Genomic DNA, 16,907 nt, shown 5'->3' on the forward strand with positions numbered 1-16,907 from the left:
ATGAATTTATAATTGAGTTGTTTTTAAACGTAAACTGTTGGTTACAACCGAAACGGAACTCAGGGCCATGGCGGCGCCGGCGATCATGGGGTTTAACAGGAAACCATTGAATGCGTAAAGAACGCCTGCTGCCAGTGGAATTCCGATGAGGTTATAAATAAAGGCCCAGAACAAATTTTGTTTTATAGTGCGTACCGTTTTACGTGAAAGCACCAGCGCTTTGGGTATCGATTGCAGATCGGATGTGATGAGCGTCATTTTTGCAACGTCCATGGCAATATCGGAACCTTTACCCATGGCGATACTTACATCGGCCTGCGCCAGCGCATGTGAGTCGTTGATGCCATCGCCTACCATCGCTACCACTTTATTTTGTTGTTGCAGTTTTTTTACGAAGCCGGCTTTATCGGCCGGCAACATACCTGCCACGTAATGTGCAACGCCGGTTTCTTTGGCAATGGCCGCCGCGGTTTGTTCATTGTCGCCGGTAAGCATATACACTTCTATGCCCATGTTTTGCAATTGCCTGATGGCATTGGGCGAACTGTTTTTTATTTTATCGGCAATGGCTATGATGGCCAGCACTTCCTGCTCATTGGCGAAGTAGATCACGGTATTGGCCTGCCGCTGTAACTCCTCTGCAGGTTGTACCAGGTAGCTATCGATCTTAATCGCCTTCTCGTTTATGAGCTGTTTGTTGCCAACATAATAGCGGGCGCCGCCAGCCACACCGGTAACTCCCCTGGCGGTAAGGCTTTCAAATTGTTTTAGTTCGCCGCCGCCGGTTACCTGTTCTTTTTTCAGTTCATTGATCACCGCTTCGGCCAGCGGGTGTTCCGACTGAATTTCGAGGCTGTACAACACCTGCTTCAACGCCCGGTTGTTGGCCTTTGCGGGCAACCAGATCATTTGCGACACAACGGGTTTGCCTTCGGTAATGGTGCCGGTTTTATCAAGGATAACAGCATCCACTTTATAGGCCAGCTCGAGGCTTTCTGCGTCTTTGATAAGGATATTGTTTTCCGCCCCTTTACCAATACCCACCATAATGGCGGTTGGTGTGGCAAGGCCCAACGCACAGGGACAGGCAATAACCAGTACCGTTACTGAAGTCATGAGGGCATTGGTGAAAGCATTGTCGCCACCGGCCACCATCCATACAATAAAAGTGAGTATCGAAATACCTATCACTACCGGCACAAAGATGCCGGCTATTTTATCGACCAGTTTTTGCACCGGCGCCTTGCTGCCCTGCGCTTCCTGTACCATTTTTATAATATGGGCCAGCATGGTATCATTGCCTACTTTTTGCGCCATAAACTGAAAGCTGCCTTTCTGGTTGATGGTGCCGGCAAAAACCTTGCTGTCTTTTTCTTTTTGAACGGGTACGGGTTCGCCGGTGATCATGCTTTCATCAACAAATGAGGAACCGGAGGAAACAATACCATCGACCGGGATCTTTTCGCCGGGGCGCACAAGAATGGTATGACCGGGCTGCACATTCGCAACCGGTAGTTCCTGTTCATTGCCATCGATAACAACGCGGACGGTTTTGGGCTGCAGGCCCATCAATTTTTTGATGGCCGAAGACGTATTTGATTTTGCTTTTTCTTCGAGCAGTTTTCCCAATGAAATAAAGGCAATGATCACTGCAGCCGCTTCGAAATAAACATGCGGATGAATGCCCCGCGCATGCCAGAAGGCGGGGTTAACGGTATTGAATGCGCTGAACAAAAATGCGATACCGGTACTGAGCGCTACCAGCGTATCCATATTGGCCTTTCCATGCCGTGCCTGCTTCCATGCGTTGATGAAGAAAGAACGGCCAAACCAGGCGATCACCGGCAGGGTGAGGATCATAGAGATATAATTGCCGTAAGGCAGATCCATAAAGAACATGCCAATGACAACCACCGGCACCGATAAAACCGATGCCCAAATGGTGCGTTGTTGTAATGATTTGTAGTGGTCGTGCTGCGCCGCTTCTTTTATTTCATTGCTGTTGGCTTCATCGATAACGAGGTCGTAGCCAATGGAGCGAACGGTTTTCTGCAGCTCTTCTACAGTGGCAATATCGGGGTTATATTCAACCCAGGCGCTTTGATTGGCAAAATTTACGCCGGCGGCCTTCACGCCTTCCACCGATTGTAACATCGATTCAACACTTACGGCGCAGGCTGCGCAGGTCATTTCCAATACAGGAAAGGTTTTCTTTACAAACGTGGTGTGCCACCCTTCCTGGCCAGGGCGTTGTAGGTGTGGCACACCTTCATTCCGTTTTTTTTCAATTGAAGTTGACATATGCGATCCTTTGTACAAAGGTCAGTCTATGTCGATGATCCATTGTTATACAATAGGGAGATAGTTGTATATAATTTTAATGAGGTGATTCCCTTTGGTAATCGTGAATCGTGAAAGGAAGTTGAAACGTTAGCAGGTTGACAAGTTGATAAAGGACATGAACTTATGCATCCTGACTAATTTATTAACACATCAGTTTTTTTGCTACTCCTGGGTTTCCAGCGCTATTTTCCCTGTGAATCTGTTAACTGTATTAACCTTTATTACCTTTATCAACTCTATCATCTTTTCAATTTCATACTTTATCCAACGGCTTGCGGGTATTTTCCTTCAGCTCGCGGAACTGGGTGGGTGTTAAACCGGTCTCTTTTTTAAACTGTTGTGAAAGATGCTGTACGCTGCTGTACTCCATCTGGCCGGCAATTTCGCTCAGGCTTAATTCATTATATGTTAACAATTCTTTTACACGTTCTATACGCTGCCGGATGGTGTATTTTTCGATGGTAAGGCCTTCTGTGGAGGAAAACAGGTTCGAGAGGTAATGATAATCCATTTGCAGTTTTTCTTCCAGAATGGCCGACAGTTTTTTGTTATTACCGTCCTCGTTCCTGTGTATAAGAGAGATGATGATATTCTTTATTTTTTCGATCAGTTTTTCCTTTTTGTCATCGAGCAGTTCAAAACCGATTGCCGTAAGGTTCCGGTTAAGGTTATCGAGTTGTTCGGGGGCCGGTTCATGATCGAGCGTAATTTCACCAAGGCTGATATTGTTATATGCAATGCCCGCTTTTTCCAGTTGTTCCTTTATGACGAGGATACAACGGTCGCACACCATATTTTTTATATACAATTGCATGGTACAAAGATACGGGTTAAGAAGTTAACGAGTTGACTAGTTAACGAGTTGACAAGAAGTTGAAATAATGAAAAAGTTGATAGAGGTTTCTGTGCAGCGGATCGACTTATAGCTGTTTTCGCGTTAATACTTTACCCGGGATTTCAGGTTATACAATTTCATGTTGCTAACTTGTTACATTCCGGCTCTCTTTTTTTCTCTAAATTAGTATTAAAAGAAATTAGCCATGAATGAAGAACGACGCACCGCATTTATAAAAGCGGCCACCTGGCATGGTTCGCTGGAGGAAGCGGAGCAAATGCTTGCTGCGCATCCTGAAATAGCTGCATGTGATATTTTTACCGCGGGTATTACCGGCGATGCGGAAGCTGTACGCCAGTTCCTGGCCGAAGACCCGGAAAATGCCACCGCCGTTTCGGATCCATTTGGCGGTAATGCACTGGTGTATCTTTGCCTGTCGAAATACCTGCGTCATAATAAAGAAAAAAGCAATGATTTTATAGCGGCAGCCACTGCCCTGCTCGATGCCGGCGCCGACCCGAATTCAGGGTTCCTGGTAAAAGGCGATTATCCTGAATTTGAAACCGCGCTATATGGTGCGGCCGGTGTGGCGCATGATGCAGCGCTCACCAGGTTGTTGCTATCGCGCGGCGCCGACCCGAACGATGAAGAGGCCGTTTATCATTCGCCCGAAACCTATGATAACGACGCCATGAAAGCGCTTGTTAATACAGGTAAGCTCATGAAAGAGAACCTGTCGGTGATGTTGATACGAAAAATAGACTGGCATGATTACGACGGATTGAAATACATGCTCGACCATGGCGCCGATCCGAACGGGGAAAGAAAAAGGGGCTGGTACGCGCTGCATCATTCCCTGATGCGCGCCAATGCATTGCCGTTCATTGAACTGCTGCTCGATCATGGGGCCGACCCCCTTTTGCTTAAGAACGGTTTCAATGCCATTACACTGGCCGCCTGTGAAGGCCGGGCAGATGTGTTGCGGCTTCTGGCACAAAAGGGAGTGAACATTCACCTCGAAGGTATTTATGAATTGATAGCCGCCTGTGCACAGAGCAATGAGCATGCGGTAAAAACCATTGTAGCCCAAACTCCTTCCCTGGTTCAGCAATTATTATACATGGGCGGAGAACTGCTTTCGCGCTTTAGCGTGGGCGGTAATACGGTGGGTGTACAACAATTACTGAAAATAGGTGTGCCGGTAGATGCGCCCTACCGCATGGGCGATGGCTATTACGGCATTCCGCCCGGAAGCCTGGCCATTCATGTTGCCGCCTGGCGCGGATTCCCCGCTATTGTACAGGTGCTGATCGATGGAGGCTCACCTGTTGATGTGCCGGATAAACACGGGCATACGCCGCTTGCACTGGCTGTGAAGGCATGTACAGATTCCTATTGGAAAGAAAGGCGTTCACCCGATTCGGTGAGGGCATTGCTGGCGGCGGGCGCTTCTGCAAAACAAATTGCATTACCAACAGGTTATAATGAAATCGATGTACTGCTACAGGCTGCCGGCTGATTAAAAAACAATTTGTATCTTTGCCGCCTCCTAATTAAAGTTCGTTCAATGTAACAGATAATTTCTTTCAGACGATAACATACGGCAGACCGCAGCGCGGACTGTTTTTTATTTGTTAACTATTTGAAGAAAGAAATTATGCTTTTTCTGCAGCATTTGTCATACCTGCATCCCAACAGGGAACTGTTGTTCGGGAATGTAGATCTTACTGTACATAATCGCGATAAAATAGCTTTAACCGGTAATAATGGCACGGGTAAATCAACGCTGTTGAAGCTCATTGCCGGCGAACTGGAACCGCATGAAGGAAAGGTTATCTGCGAAACCATCCCTTATTATATCCCGCAACTGTTCGGGCAATACAATGCGCTCACCATTGCACAGGCTTTGCGCATCGATAGCAAACTCACCGCGCTGGAAGAGATCCTGGCCGGTAATGTAACCGAACACTACCTGAACGGGCTTAATGACGACTGGACGATCGAAGAGCGAAGCGAGGAAGCGCTTCGATACTGGCAGCTGCAGGAGTTTGACCTTTCGCAACCAATGGCAGCATTGAGCGGCGGACAGAAAGTAAAGGTGTTTCTCGCCGGCATTCATATTCACCAGCCACAACTGGTTTTACTCGATGAGCCCAGTAACCACCTCGATGCGGCAGGCCGGGAACTGCTTTACCGGTATATTGAAACAACAACGAACACGCTGGTGGTAGTGAGCCACGACAGAAAATTATTGAACCTGCTAAACACCGTTTGCGAATTAAGTAAACGCGGCCTTACCGTATATGGCGGTAACTATGATTTTTATTGCGAGCAGAAACAGATAGCCGGGCAGGCGCTGAACCAGGATATTCATAGTAAGGAAAAAGCGTTACGCAAGGCTAAAGTGAAAGAACGGGAAACCCTTGAGCGGCAGCAAAAACTGGATGCACGTGGCAAACGCAAACAGGAAAAAGCAGGTGTTGCCCGCATAATGATGAATACGCTTCGGAACAGTGCGGAGAACAGCACATCAAAGATCAAAGGGGCTCATGCCGAAAAGATCGATGGCATATCGGGAGAACTGCAGGCCCTGCGCAATGAACTGCCCGATGCAGACAGGATGAGGTTCGGGTTCGACAATACTGCTTTGCATAAAGGAAAGGTCCTGTTCAGAGCAACCGGCGTCAATCATGCATATGATAATGGAAAACGCTTATGGCCCGGTAACATGGATATTCAAATAACCAGTGGTGAACGTATTGTAATCAAAGGATTGAATGGATCGGGTAAATCAACCCTTATAAAGATCATTCTGGGTGAACTGGAACCATCGATGGGAGATGTTTACCGGGCAGACAATAACCATGTTTATATTGACCAGGATTATTCATTGATCAATAATAGGTACAGTGTTTATGAACAGGCGTTTCAATATAATAAAACCGGTTTACAGGAACATGAGATAAAGACCAGGCTGAACCGTTTCCTGTTCTCAAAAGGAGATTGGGAGAAACCCTGCAGCGCCCTCAGCGGCGGTGAGCGCATGCGACTGATACTTTGCTGCCTTACCATTGGCAACCGGGCGCCCGATATCATTGTGCTGGATGAACCAACCAATAACCTCGATATTCAGAACATAGAAATATTGACGGCGGCCATCGATGAATACGAGGGCACGTTGATCGTTGTATCGCATGATGAGCAATTTTTAGCCGGGGTAAATGTTGTTCGAACAGTTAATGTGTTAGCAGTGTGAGCAGGGCGAATGCCTGCCATTATTATAGCAAATACAGGGTTAAACGTATTTGTAAATTTCTTGATTCAAATCACTTTTTTTCAAAAATCGACTTAATCAATTGTAACAAAAACACTTAAAGTGAATATACTTATATAAATCTGTTAGGAACTTCAAAAACAAACTTTATAAAACACTTTACTTTATTTTAATTAGTTATTATATTTGAATAGCTCTGGAGCATCCCAGAACTTCCTTCGAGATGGCCCCGTTTTGTCCGATATCTTATGTGTTGATCCATTATTCTATGAATATGTCCAATGTCTTATGATTTGATCCAATACCAATGAAAAGGCTGGTTACACTCTATTAGTGCAAATAATTAAACCCAAAAACCCCAGTACTGGGGTTTTTTTGTTGCCGCTATGTTTGTGACGATCACTTATTCAATGAACCGGTTTATTGCCTGCTTATGGTTAACGTTTTGCCAGTGATGGTGATTTTAACCTCCAGCATATTCTCCAACGCTTTGAACAGGATCTGTTCATTTTCCGAAGAAAGGGTTCCGCCAATAGTGCGGGTCAATAATGAGCTGTCGGTGACTTCCACTTTGTAACCGTAATTATCTTCTACCAGTTTTATGATCTCGTTTAAAGGGGTATTATCGAACTTTAACTGGTTTTCTTTCCATAAGGCCGCATCGGTGGCGTTGGCAGTTGTTTTCGAAAGTTGCTTTTTATCGCTATTATAACTGATCGATTCGCCGGGTTTCAGGTATACGGTTTCGTGTTTCGGTGTTACCTGTACTTTCACGCTGCCGGTTTGCAATACCACCTGTTCCTGTTCCCGCCGGGTATTGATGGTAAAGGTAGTTCCCAATACTTCCACGTTCATGTTTGGCAAATGCACAATAAAGCGTTCGGCTTCCTGCACCGGGGTACCCGTTCTATTTTTATGCACCACTTCGAAAAATGCTTCCCCGTGCATCCATACTTCGCGGGGGGCGTTTTTTTGGGGATGCGGGTCGAAAGCTATTTGCGAATTGGCATTGAGTACTACCAGGCTGCCATCGGGTAAGGTAACCGATCGTTTTTCACCCCAGGCGGTTTTTATCGATTCCAGATCGGTTTGCAGGAAACGGTACGCGACAAAACCGCCAATAATGAGGATAATAGCTGCGGCGGCCATCCACCAAACGGAACGTCTCATTGCAACCACATTACCGGCCGGGAGTGCAGCTTTGGCCAGCACCGACTGCCAGATCCTTGTTTTTTCAGATTCCGCAACTACATCTTTTTGCATGTTCAGGGCGGCGGCCAGTTTGCTGGCATCGGAAATATTACCGGTCTGATGGGGATGGGCCAGGGCCAGTCCATTCCAGAATGCATCGCCCGATGCATCCGGTTGTTTTATCCAGAGAAGAAAGTCTTCGTCCAACATAAAGTCGGCAACCGAGTATTGATGATATTTTGCGTACTGATCCGGCATAAAAATCGTAGCCCTTCCTGCAAGCTGTAACACTTCAAAAAGGGAATTTAGGAGGTTTGGCGATTAGTGTAAATGATAAAACGACTATACCTCACATTTTTACCCCATCATTTTTAAAAAATATCTGAGAAATGGTATAATAGCCCTGCCGGCACCAAAATATGCCAGGCCGTGCCCTTCATTTGTTCCTTTAAGGCATCGATGGCGCGGGCCATCAGCTTATAAGTGCCTTTGGCTGTGAGGTCCATCATTTCAGCTACCTGCTCATAGGAGAACCCTTCCATATAGCGCAAAAATATCGCTTCCCGTTGGCGGGGCGTCAGCGCATCCATCGCATTTGACAACCGTTTCTGTAATGTGCGAACTTCTTCCTGCATGATCATTTTCTTTTCGGGCGACAGCTCAAGCACAAAAAGCGATCTGCCCGCTTCATCGAGGAAGGCGGTCTTGTTCTTTGATTTCAGTTTGTCGAGTACGATTGACCTGAATGCCCTGAAAAGATAGTATTTGATAGAGGTAGTGCCGGAAAGGTTGTGCCGGGTGCGAAGCAGTTTTACGAACAGGTCCTGGATGGAATCTTCAGTGAGAGAAATGTCGTTAAGCCATTTATTTCCGTAATTATACAACTCGTCAAAATAGCGCCTGTAAATGATCTCAAGGCTTTTGTCGTTCCCTTTCAGAAAGGTATCCCATAACTTTTGTTCTTCTGTATGTTCATTTTGGCTGGTGTCCATGAAACCTTAAAAGTGGCCCAATATTAAAATAAAATTTTTAAAACTCTTATTTCTTCCCTGGGGTAAAAAAATGCAACTGCCCGTTTATCTTATTGCGGAACGATGCATTGGTCATCAGATCTTTATCCCTTAAGCTGGTGATCGTGCGGCTTTTTTTAACGATCGTAAACCAAACAGGCTGCAAATTATAGGATCTGCACGCAAACAACTATTATTAAAATAACTATTAAATGAAAATCAGGGTTTTCTTTATTCTTAGTTTTTTCCTGGCTGCTTTGTTCGCATCGGCACAAGGGAAGCTGACCATTGTTCAGGGAACAATGACAAAAGAAAAAGCGCAATCGATTGTTATTTTCGATGTGATGTATGGCGAAAGGATAGAACTGGCCTCCGCACGCCTCAATAAAAATCAGGAATTTGCTTTTGCGTTACCCGGTATAAAGAGCGGTTTCTATTACCTGAGCGATCAGAACAGGAGATCGCTTGCGCGCATATACATGAAGCAGGGCGATAAAATAAACATCGCTATTGCAGATGATGCGTATCAACTGATGCAACCTACGCCCGAGAACAGGATCCTGAAAGAGTGGGTCGATCTTTCTTATCCCGTTACGCAAATGAGTGTTTTTCCACGGAAGGACACAGCTACTTATACCAGCTTCTTCCCTACCCTTACTGCATTTCTGCCCAAAGCCGAAGCATTTAAAAAGAAGATCATTACTTCAAACGCTTCATTCAATGCCCTGATGAAAAAAAGTATCGATGCGGAGATAGAACATGCCGCATTGAAATTCCTGTATACTCCCAATTCAAAACATCCGGCAAAGGAAGATTTCGTGCCTTACTATGCCGGCGTTTACCAGCCACACAAATATGCAGATGGCGCCATCCTGAATTTCGCTTTTGGCACCGACCTGGTAAGATTGTATACGAACTATGTTTTTACAAGGGTTAAATTGCCCGACCCAATGGTGAAATTGAAACTCGAAGACATACTACCCTATTTTGGCAATGATACTATCAGGGGTATTTATGTAGAAGGTTTCATGGGCAGCTACAAAACGCTTGAAACGTTTACAGCTGAAATAGGTCCTTTTAAAAAATACCTGGTAAGCGATTCCATGCAGGCACGGTATTTCCGCATGTTGAAGAAAGTCAGCTCTTTCAAAAAAGGCGACATGGCTTACAATTTTTCTTATCCCGATATAAACGGCAACACGGTGACGCTTGCCAGCCTGAAAGGTAAAGTAGTGCTGGTTGATGTATGGGCCACCTGGTGCGGCCCCTGCAGGGCGCAGATCCCCCATCTTAAAAAAATGGAAGAAGAATTAAGGGACAAAGACATTGCCTTTGTTTCCATTTCGGTAGATGAAGAAAAAGATTTTGAAAAGTGGAAGGCCTTTGTTGCAAAAGAGGAACTAAAAGGCATTCAGTTGTACGCAAAAGGCTGGAGCGATTTTTCGAAGTATTACGATATCAGGGGCATTCCCCGTTTCCTGGTATTTGATCAGAACGGAAAGATCGTAACGGTTGATTCGCCGCGTCCTTCCCAGCCTGAATTAAAAGAATTGCTGTTGAGCACGCTGAACAGCAAGGCTGCTGCCGGCATTGCCGAAAGTAAGTAAGCCCTTCCATCATACGCAGTGGTACAGGTGAGCTGTTCTTATGGAACGGCTCACCTTTTTTGTCGGCGGCCAGGCTTACCTATATGGGTAACCTTTAATTATTTAAGCTTTTTTCGGTTTGCCAAGTGACACTTTATAGTCTTCGGGGGTGCCCGAAATAGTGAGGTTCATAAAGCGGACCCGTTTGTCTTTATCGCGGTATTCGATGGCATCAACCTGATCGGGATCAACTTCTTCTTTCTTTTTATTGAACAGCATACGCCAGCCGACCTGGGTCACCATCTTTAAGGGGATGCGCACATAATAGGCCATTTTCAGGTCGAGCGACTGGGTACCTGAAAGCTCCATGAAACCCAGAGAGGTATTGATGTTCATAGCCGGAATGTTCAGGGTATTCTCTTTAAACGTAAGTACGTTGTGCAGGGTGTCGAAGCGCACCCGCATCATGTTTTTGTCTTTGAAATAAGCCGACATGGCCGTCATTGGCGTAAAATTGATCAGCTCGCCATTGAAGATATTTACATCGAGCTCGGCCCTCGACTGATCGAGCATGGGGGTAAGATCGGGATGTATGCGCATATACGCTTTTACCTGTCCGGTCAAACGCCCCCTGATGTTTTTGTTGATCACATAGTCCTGACCGTAATAGTCGAGCTTCAGCATCATTTTTTCAAGGTCTACGTTGTTCACTTTGATGCGGCTTCGCAGGTATATTTTTTCGGGGTTATTACCATTGAAGTGCGCGCGGGCGTCGATGGCCCCACGGGCCACTTCCACATGTAATGTATCGAGGTACAGGTGATGCGTTTCCAACATGCGAACATTGGTATTGAGGTTCTTTAACCAAAGCCTGTGATACTTTACTTTTCCAATGCTTACCGAAGCATTGAAATTCAGGAAAGGCACCTGGAAAATATTAAAAGCTTTTGCGTGCGCTGACGTGGAAACTGGATGCGCCGGCGCGGCAGGCGTTGCTGAAGGGGCGCCCGCTATGTCGGTTGCCGGTTCTTCACTGCCGGTAAATTTGTAATTGGTCAACTGGTCAACATCGAGGAAACGCGAAGAAAACCTCAGGTAGTTCTCTCGCATTTTCCTGGCGCTGTCGGCTCCGGTATATAACCGCATATTGAGGTCAAAATCGCTACGGCCGATTTTACCGGTCAGTGTATCGATCTTGATAAAGTTACCGGTATTGAATTTCACATTGCCTTTGATACTGTCGAGCTCAAGGCCATGTTTCGCCAGCTTTCCGGAGATATTGGCAATTTTTACATTGGCAAATTTGAAGACGCTGTCGTACCGTAGCTGAGTTTTGGAACGCAGCCATAAGTGCGAGGCTACTTCGTCGTGCCAGGCTTTCGGCACCAGTTTTCTGCTCTTCCGGCCCAGCAGGTCGCGCAGGGCCAGCCGGGTTGATTTCAGGTCGAAAGCGATCTCGGTTCTGCCCTTTTTCACTTTATCGAACCACAAAGCGTAATTGTTCACCCGGCCGCTGAACAGGATGTCGGTACTGTCGATGTGGCCGCCGAAGTTTTTCAACCGCAGCATCGTATCGGCGATCGTAAGTTCCGCCCCAAATTCTTTAAATGCGTGCGGATATCTTTTAAAGGCAGCATTGAGGTGTTCGATCTTCAAAAGTCCTTTAGGCAAAGGTTTTGGATTTAACAACTCTTTCACCGAGGTTGTGAGCGAGGCGCCAATGGTGAACCCATAAATTTCTTCCCTGCCTCTGCGGCTTTTAGTGGTATCGATATTCAGCAGTTCGCGCAGGATCATTTTACGGCTACGCGCATTCACTGTTGCTATTACCGGTTTGCTTTGATGGTGGAAGATAGCAGGCAGATCGCTCAGTGAGCCATTTATATAAAAATCGGATTGCCCGATATTACATGCCAGCGAGTCGAGCTTTACATAACCATTTTTCATGTTGGCATGCAGGTTCAGCCGCTCTATATTATAAGGATAATTGGGGATACGGAAAGTGAGGTTGCGTACGGTAAGTTCGCTTTGAATACCCTCGGTAAGCCGCCCCATCGATTGTTCGGGCATACTGATATCGACCAGTTCTTTAAAATTCATTTTAAGACTGATCTGCCCGGTAAGCCGTTGCAGGTCTTTTATCCCAAGGAAGGCGCCAATGAATTCGAGCTCCAGTTGAGAATTTACCTGCATGAGCATTTTGGGATTTTCGAAATTCCGCATCACGAAGTTGGCATCGAAAATGCCGGAGCCCGGGCGGGCATGCATGCCCAGCAGGTGCAGTTCGGAAGTCGTAAGGTCTTTTCCATCGCCATTGGTATAATAACCCCTGAACGCAAGGGAATCGAGTCGTTTATCCGATTCAGAATTGTGCAACCAGGCCTCAGCGCAGCCGAAGTGAACGTCTATTCGTGGCATTTGTCCACCGGCCAGACTACCTTTTACCGAACCTTCAAAATTTACGTGCCCGTCATAGCGAAAATGCTTCAGTTCTTTGGTTACCGATTGCGGAACGAAAGCAAACAGTTGCTGCAGATCGGGTTTGTCGCCGGCGAATTTTATGTCGATAGCATTGTTATCCTTTTTCAGGCTGTAATTTCCGGTAATGTTGAAGACGGCATCTTCAATCTTCAGTTTTCCTTTATTTACGGTGAGCAGTTCGGTGTTTTTTTCGTAAGTAAGTGCAAAATCCGTTTCCAGGTGTTTTTGGCGGAGCAATGCTGTATTGCCGGGGCTGGTATAATCAACCATCAGTTTACCTGTAAGGCCGGCGCTTATTTTCAGGCTGTCGTTTTGAACTGATGACTGAATACGCCCGATTTGCGTGGTTACGTGACTTCCGCTTTGTTTATCAAGAAAGGAAACCGCCATATTCTTCAGCACGATCTTTTTAATATCGAGCTTCAGCACTGCTTCGGTGGTGTCGGTTTTGGCGGTTGTATCGGGCGCTATGCGGCTGGCCTCTACAATATTCAGTTGTCCGTTTTTATCCTGCACCATATCGAGGTGGCCGTTCTTAACGCCGATCACCTTTACATTGTAATGCTGTTTCAGGATATCGGGTAAGCTAAAACCGGCAAATAGTTTTTCGGCTTTGAACAGGGGCTTCTCTTTGATACTTTTGGTAGCATAGAATTGCACATTGTTCAGCCGGATGGAGATATACGGAAAATTATCAAATGAGATGTTGCTGCCGTCGATTAAGATAGTGCCGGGAAGTTTTTTGTTGAACTCTTTAACAGCCAGTTTTACCAGTCGTTGTTGCTGGGTAAGCAAGATTGTAAATGCCACACCTATCAAAACAACCAGTACAATTACCGGTATTAACAGAAAACGAACAAGCCTTTTACGCTTCTTGCTTTTCATTGGACAAATTGGTTTGGGGTTTCAGTCGTTTTGGACAATGCCGGTGCAAAAATAAATGTTGATTCTCAAAAATCTACGGCATACCATTGAATTAACATTTCAAACGGCAGTGTTATTAACGAAATAACGAGGACATAAAGTATACGAAAAGACGTTAAACAGCGTTGGGTGACAAAAATTATACATGTGTACCCGCTTTTATGCTAATATTTCATAAACTGTAATGTTTGTTCCGCCGCCGGCTCGGCCTGTTTGGAACAAGCATTGGGCTGGTGATGTTTTGTGCGGGAAGCAGTAAAATGAACGATGAAGCAGGGACTATTTCCATGGGCACCAGATGACGCCGTCTTTATGATCGTCGCCCCTGATGATGAATGAGAGTTCAAATGTTTTTGGTTTTTGTTCGGCCTCACTGAGTTTTGAAACTGTTATGTCGTACGTAACTCCAAACTGCATGTTTTTATATTTAAGGCCTACGTAGGGAATTATGGCATTTTTCGACCAGTACCAGACACCGGTGTAAAGTATCTGGTCTTCCCCGGTTTCATTTATAAAGAATCCCAGTGCGCCACCTACGGAAAAATAGCTGGCTTTTGATTGTTCCTGGTAAATACCGTTGGTATTTATCAGTACAGCGTCATTGAGGTAGGTTTCAAAATTTGCATGAACCACTTTGCGCATGGCGAGGTATTTATTGGGATCGTCGAGCACGGTTTGCTTGGGCTGGTTCAAATGAAAAACGGCAACGCCCATATCGAAATTGGATCTGTCGTTTGTATAACTATAAGTTGCGCCTGCGCTGGAAGAAATATACGGTTTCATGTTCGAGAGGGCAGCTTCACCTGTTGGCAAACTGGTGTTAAAACCATTTCCAACAAATTGTTCGGGATATATGAGCCGGTGAAATTCTATACGTTTGCTGGCAGCAATGCCCCCCACTCCTATTCCGAGGCGGTGATCGCCTGAATAATCAGACAAAGTGATATTGTACGACACGTTTAATGAGCCATAGATACTTCTGTGAATGCCTGCCTGGGCGTAGTCATACATAAGCATGCCGCCTAAGCCAAGCACGCTGGTTTCGGGCAGTTTGTCTTTCATGATCTTACTATCGAATGAAACGGTGCCGGTAGCATATGGACTGGCGGGACCGATCCACTGATCGCGGAAATTGGTGACCAGCCGCCATTTGCTATTGATGTTTGCGGTGAGGCCCGGGTTTATGTTTAATGGAGATGAAAAGAATTGCGAGAAACTTGGGTCCTGGGCACATGCGAAGCCCGGGATCAATATCCACAACACGACTGCTTTACAAATTAGATGTTTCATAACGCAAATTTTTTATCGTAATAACATTGCATTACCTGCTTTTTTGAATACGGTTCCATCGTTACCAACGGCTTCTACCGTCCAGGTATAAGTATCCATAACCTGTTGTACGCCTTTATAGATGCCATCCCAGCCATGATCCAGTGTCTTTGTTTCAAATACCAGCTCGCCCCAACGGTTAAATACCCTGAAGTACCGCAGTTCGACAATATTTACATGGAACGGATAGAGGAAGTCGTTATGTCCGTCTTTGTTATGCGGCGACCAGGCGGTGGGCACCCATAAGTTTGGCGGTTCATTTACCTGGGTTCTGGCGATCACTTTTACAGTTTGGGTATCAACGATTATACAGCCGCTGCCATCGTCTATAAAGATGAGGTAATCCATTCGTTGTCCATAGTTGAATACAGGGTTCATAATATCGCTCTTGCTGAGGCCGGTTGCCGGAGTCCACTTATAAGCGTAATTACCTGTAAGCGGGCGGGCCCTCAATGTTGTTGGTGTGTTAACCCCGGTTACTACTTCTCTGTACCGGATCGAAGGCGGTGGCTGGAGGATGTTTACGCTGGCTGCAGCATTTATAGCGCTGTTTGTACACAGGGCGTCAGAAACGCTGGTAATGGTGTATGTCGTGGCGGCTGTTGGTGTTACTTCAAACTGGTAGGTTGAAGAGGTAATACCAACAATGGTTTGACTGGTTGATCCATTGTTATAGGTAATAGCAAACGGTGCTTTACCGGAAAGGTTAACGGTTAGTTTGGCTTTTTGGCCCGGACAAACGTTGGTACCGGTAATAGAGGCCGTTGGCGGTTGGGTAAATTGAATGGATACCGGTTTGATAGTAGCGCATCCGGCGGCGTTTGTTGCTTTGATATAATACGTGCCGCTGGTAGCAATTGCTTTTGGAGCTGCGACTGGCTGGGTAGCTGCAGCATCGGTGAAATAAGTATAGGTAAGACCTGCATCGCTGCCGGCGGTAATTGCCGGGGCGGTAAGATCTATTGTTGTCTGGTTACAACCCGGGGCCGGGTCATTGATAACCAGATTAGGAGACGACAGCAAGGTGAGGTTGGTGACAATGATGCTGTCGCAACCTGCCCGGTTGGTAAAGGTTGAGGTGTAAGCGCCGCTGGCGGTGGCTATAACGCCGTTTGGTAATTTATAGGTTGTTTGGCAGGTTGAGATATTTTCAGTTGTGGATGTTGATGGTTGTATATTCAGGATAAGTGTGATAATAGAATCGCAGCCAGCGGTGCTGGTGAGGGTGTCGCTGTAGGTGCCTGCGGTGTTGATGGTGGTACCATTCCAGGTGTATGGTAATTGGTTGGGACAGATGGTTACGGTTTGGCTGGAATTGAGGGTTGGACTAACGGTAAGGATGAGGTTGATGATGGAATCACAACCGCCTGCGCTGGTGAGCGTGTCACTGTAGGTGCCGGCGGCAGTAATGTTCAAGCCATTCCAACTATATGGCAATTGGTTGGTACAAATGGAGGTGCTTGTAGTGTCTCTTAATATGTTGTTTACGGTTAGTATTAAGTTGGTGATAGAGTCACAGCCACCGATGCTGGTGAGCGTGTCGCTGTAGGTGCCGGCGGCGGTAATGGTAGTGCCATTCCATGTGTATGGAAGCTGGTTAGCGCAAATGGTGGTTGGTGTAGTGTCTCTTAATATGTTGTTTACTGTTAAGATTAAGTTGGTGATAGAGTCACAACCGCCTGCGCTGGTGAGCGTGTCACTGTAGGTGCCGGCGGCAGTAATGTTCAAGCCATTCCAACTATATGGTAACTGGTTGGTGCAAATGGTGGCAGTGGTTGTATCGCTGAGAACATCATTTACAGTCAGAATGAGGGTGCTGATAGAGTCACAGCCATTGCTGCTGGCGAGGGTATCGCTGTACGTACCAGCGGCGGTAATATTGATGCCATTCCAACTGTACGGTAATTGGTTGATACAGATAGTGGCGGTGGTCG

General features: G+C 46.1%; 10 protein-coding genes. 3 read left to right on the plus strand and 7 right to left on the minus strand.

Annotated elements, in window-relative coordinates:
• Positions 1 to 6: 6 nt before the first annotated feature.
• Both A4R26_RS29245 and A4R26_RS29250 read right to left on the minus strand, forming a co-directional pair.
• Complete coding sequence (locus A4R26_RS29245) at positions 7 to 2,301, minus strand: heavy metal translocating P-type ATPase (RefSeq protein WP_081170083.1); 2,295 nt, start codon at positions 2,299 to 2,301, stop codon at positions 7 to 9.
• A gap of 295 nt (positions 2,302 to 2,596) precedes the next feature.
• Entirely contained in the window at positions 2,597 to 3,157 is a 561-nt protein-coding gene (locus A4R26_RS29250) for a helix-turn-helix domain-containing protein (protein ID WP_081170084.1), read from the minus strand.
• 226 nt (positions 3,158 to 3,383) lie between these two features.
• Between A4R26_RS29250 and A4R26_RS29255 the strand changes: the two genes are divergently transcribed.
• Positions 3,384 to 4,697 carry an ankyrin repeat domain-containing protein gene (locus tag A4R26_RS29255; RefSeq protein ID WP_081170085.1) on the plus strand — a complete coding sequence of 438 codons (1,314 nt, stop codon included), beginning with the start codon at positions 3,384 to 3,386 and terminating at the stop codon, positions 4,695 to 4,697.
• A gap of 123 nt (positions 4,698 to 4,820) precedes the next feature.
• Positions 4,821 to 6,434 (plus strand): ABC-F family ATP-binding cassette domain-containing protein, encoded by a 1,614-nt coding sequence (locus A4R26_RS29260; protein ID WP_242675050.1) that lies wholly within the window; start codon positions 4,821 to 4,823, stop codon positions 6,432 to 6,434.
• Positions 6,435 to 6,872: 438 nt separating this feature from the next.
• On the opposite strand, the gene A4R26_RS29265 is transcribed toward A4R26_RS29260, so the two are convergent.
• Entirely contained in the window at positions 6,873 to 7,853 is a 981-nt protein-coding gene (locus A4R26_RS29265; protein ID WP_165760462.1) for a FecR family protein, read from the minus strand.
• 161 nt (positions 7,854 to 8,014) lie between these two features.
• On the minus strand, positions 8,015 to 8,635 hold the full coding sequence (locus tag A4R26_RS29270) for an RNA polymerase sigma factor (RefSeq protein ID WP_081170088.1): 621 nt from the start codon (positions 8,633 to 8,635) through the stop codon (positions 8,015 to 8,017).
• Positions 8,636 to 8,865: 230 nt separating this feature from the next.
• Between A4R26_RS29270 and A4R26_RS29275 the strand changes: the two genes are divergently transcribed.
• On the plus strand, positions 8,866 to 10,260 hold the full coding sequence (locus A4R26_RS29275) for a TlpA family protein disulfide reductase (protein WP_081170089.1): 1,395 nt from the start codon (positions 8,866 to 8,868) through the stop codon (positions 10,258 to 10,260).
• 102 nt (positions 10,261 to 10,362) lie between these two features.
• Here A4R26_RS29275 and A4R26_RS29280 read toward each other — a convergent pair whose 3' ends face one another.
• The 3 genes from A4R26_RS29280 to A4R26_RS29290 form a co-directional block, all read right to left on the minus strand.
• Positions 10,363 to 13,605 (minus strand): AsmA family protein, encoded by a 3,243-nt coding sequence (locus A4R26_RS29280; protein WP_081170090.1) that lies wholly within the window; start codon positions 13,603 to 13,605, stop codon positions 10,363 to 10,365.
• A gap of 318 nt (positions 13,606 to 13,923) precedes the next feature.
• Entirely contained in the window at positions 13,924 to 14,934 is a 1,011-nt protein-coding gene (locus tag A4R26_RS29285) for a PorP/SprF family type IX secretion system membrane protein (RefSeq protein WP_081170091.1), read from the minus strand.
• A gap of 12 nt (positions 14,935 to 14,946) precedes the next feature.
• Positions 14,947 to 16,907 (minus strand): T9SS type B sorting domain-containing protein (locus A4R26_RS29290; protein WP_133054819.1); only part of this gene is annotated, 1,961 nt, incomplete at its 5' end.

It is taken from the genome of Niastella populi (genome assembly GCF_002078015.1).
Taxonomy (GTDB): domain Bacteria; phylum Bacteroidota; class Bacteroidia; order Chitinophagales; family Chitinophagaceae; genus Niastella; species Niastella populi.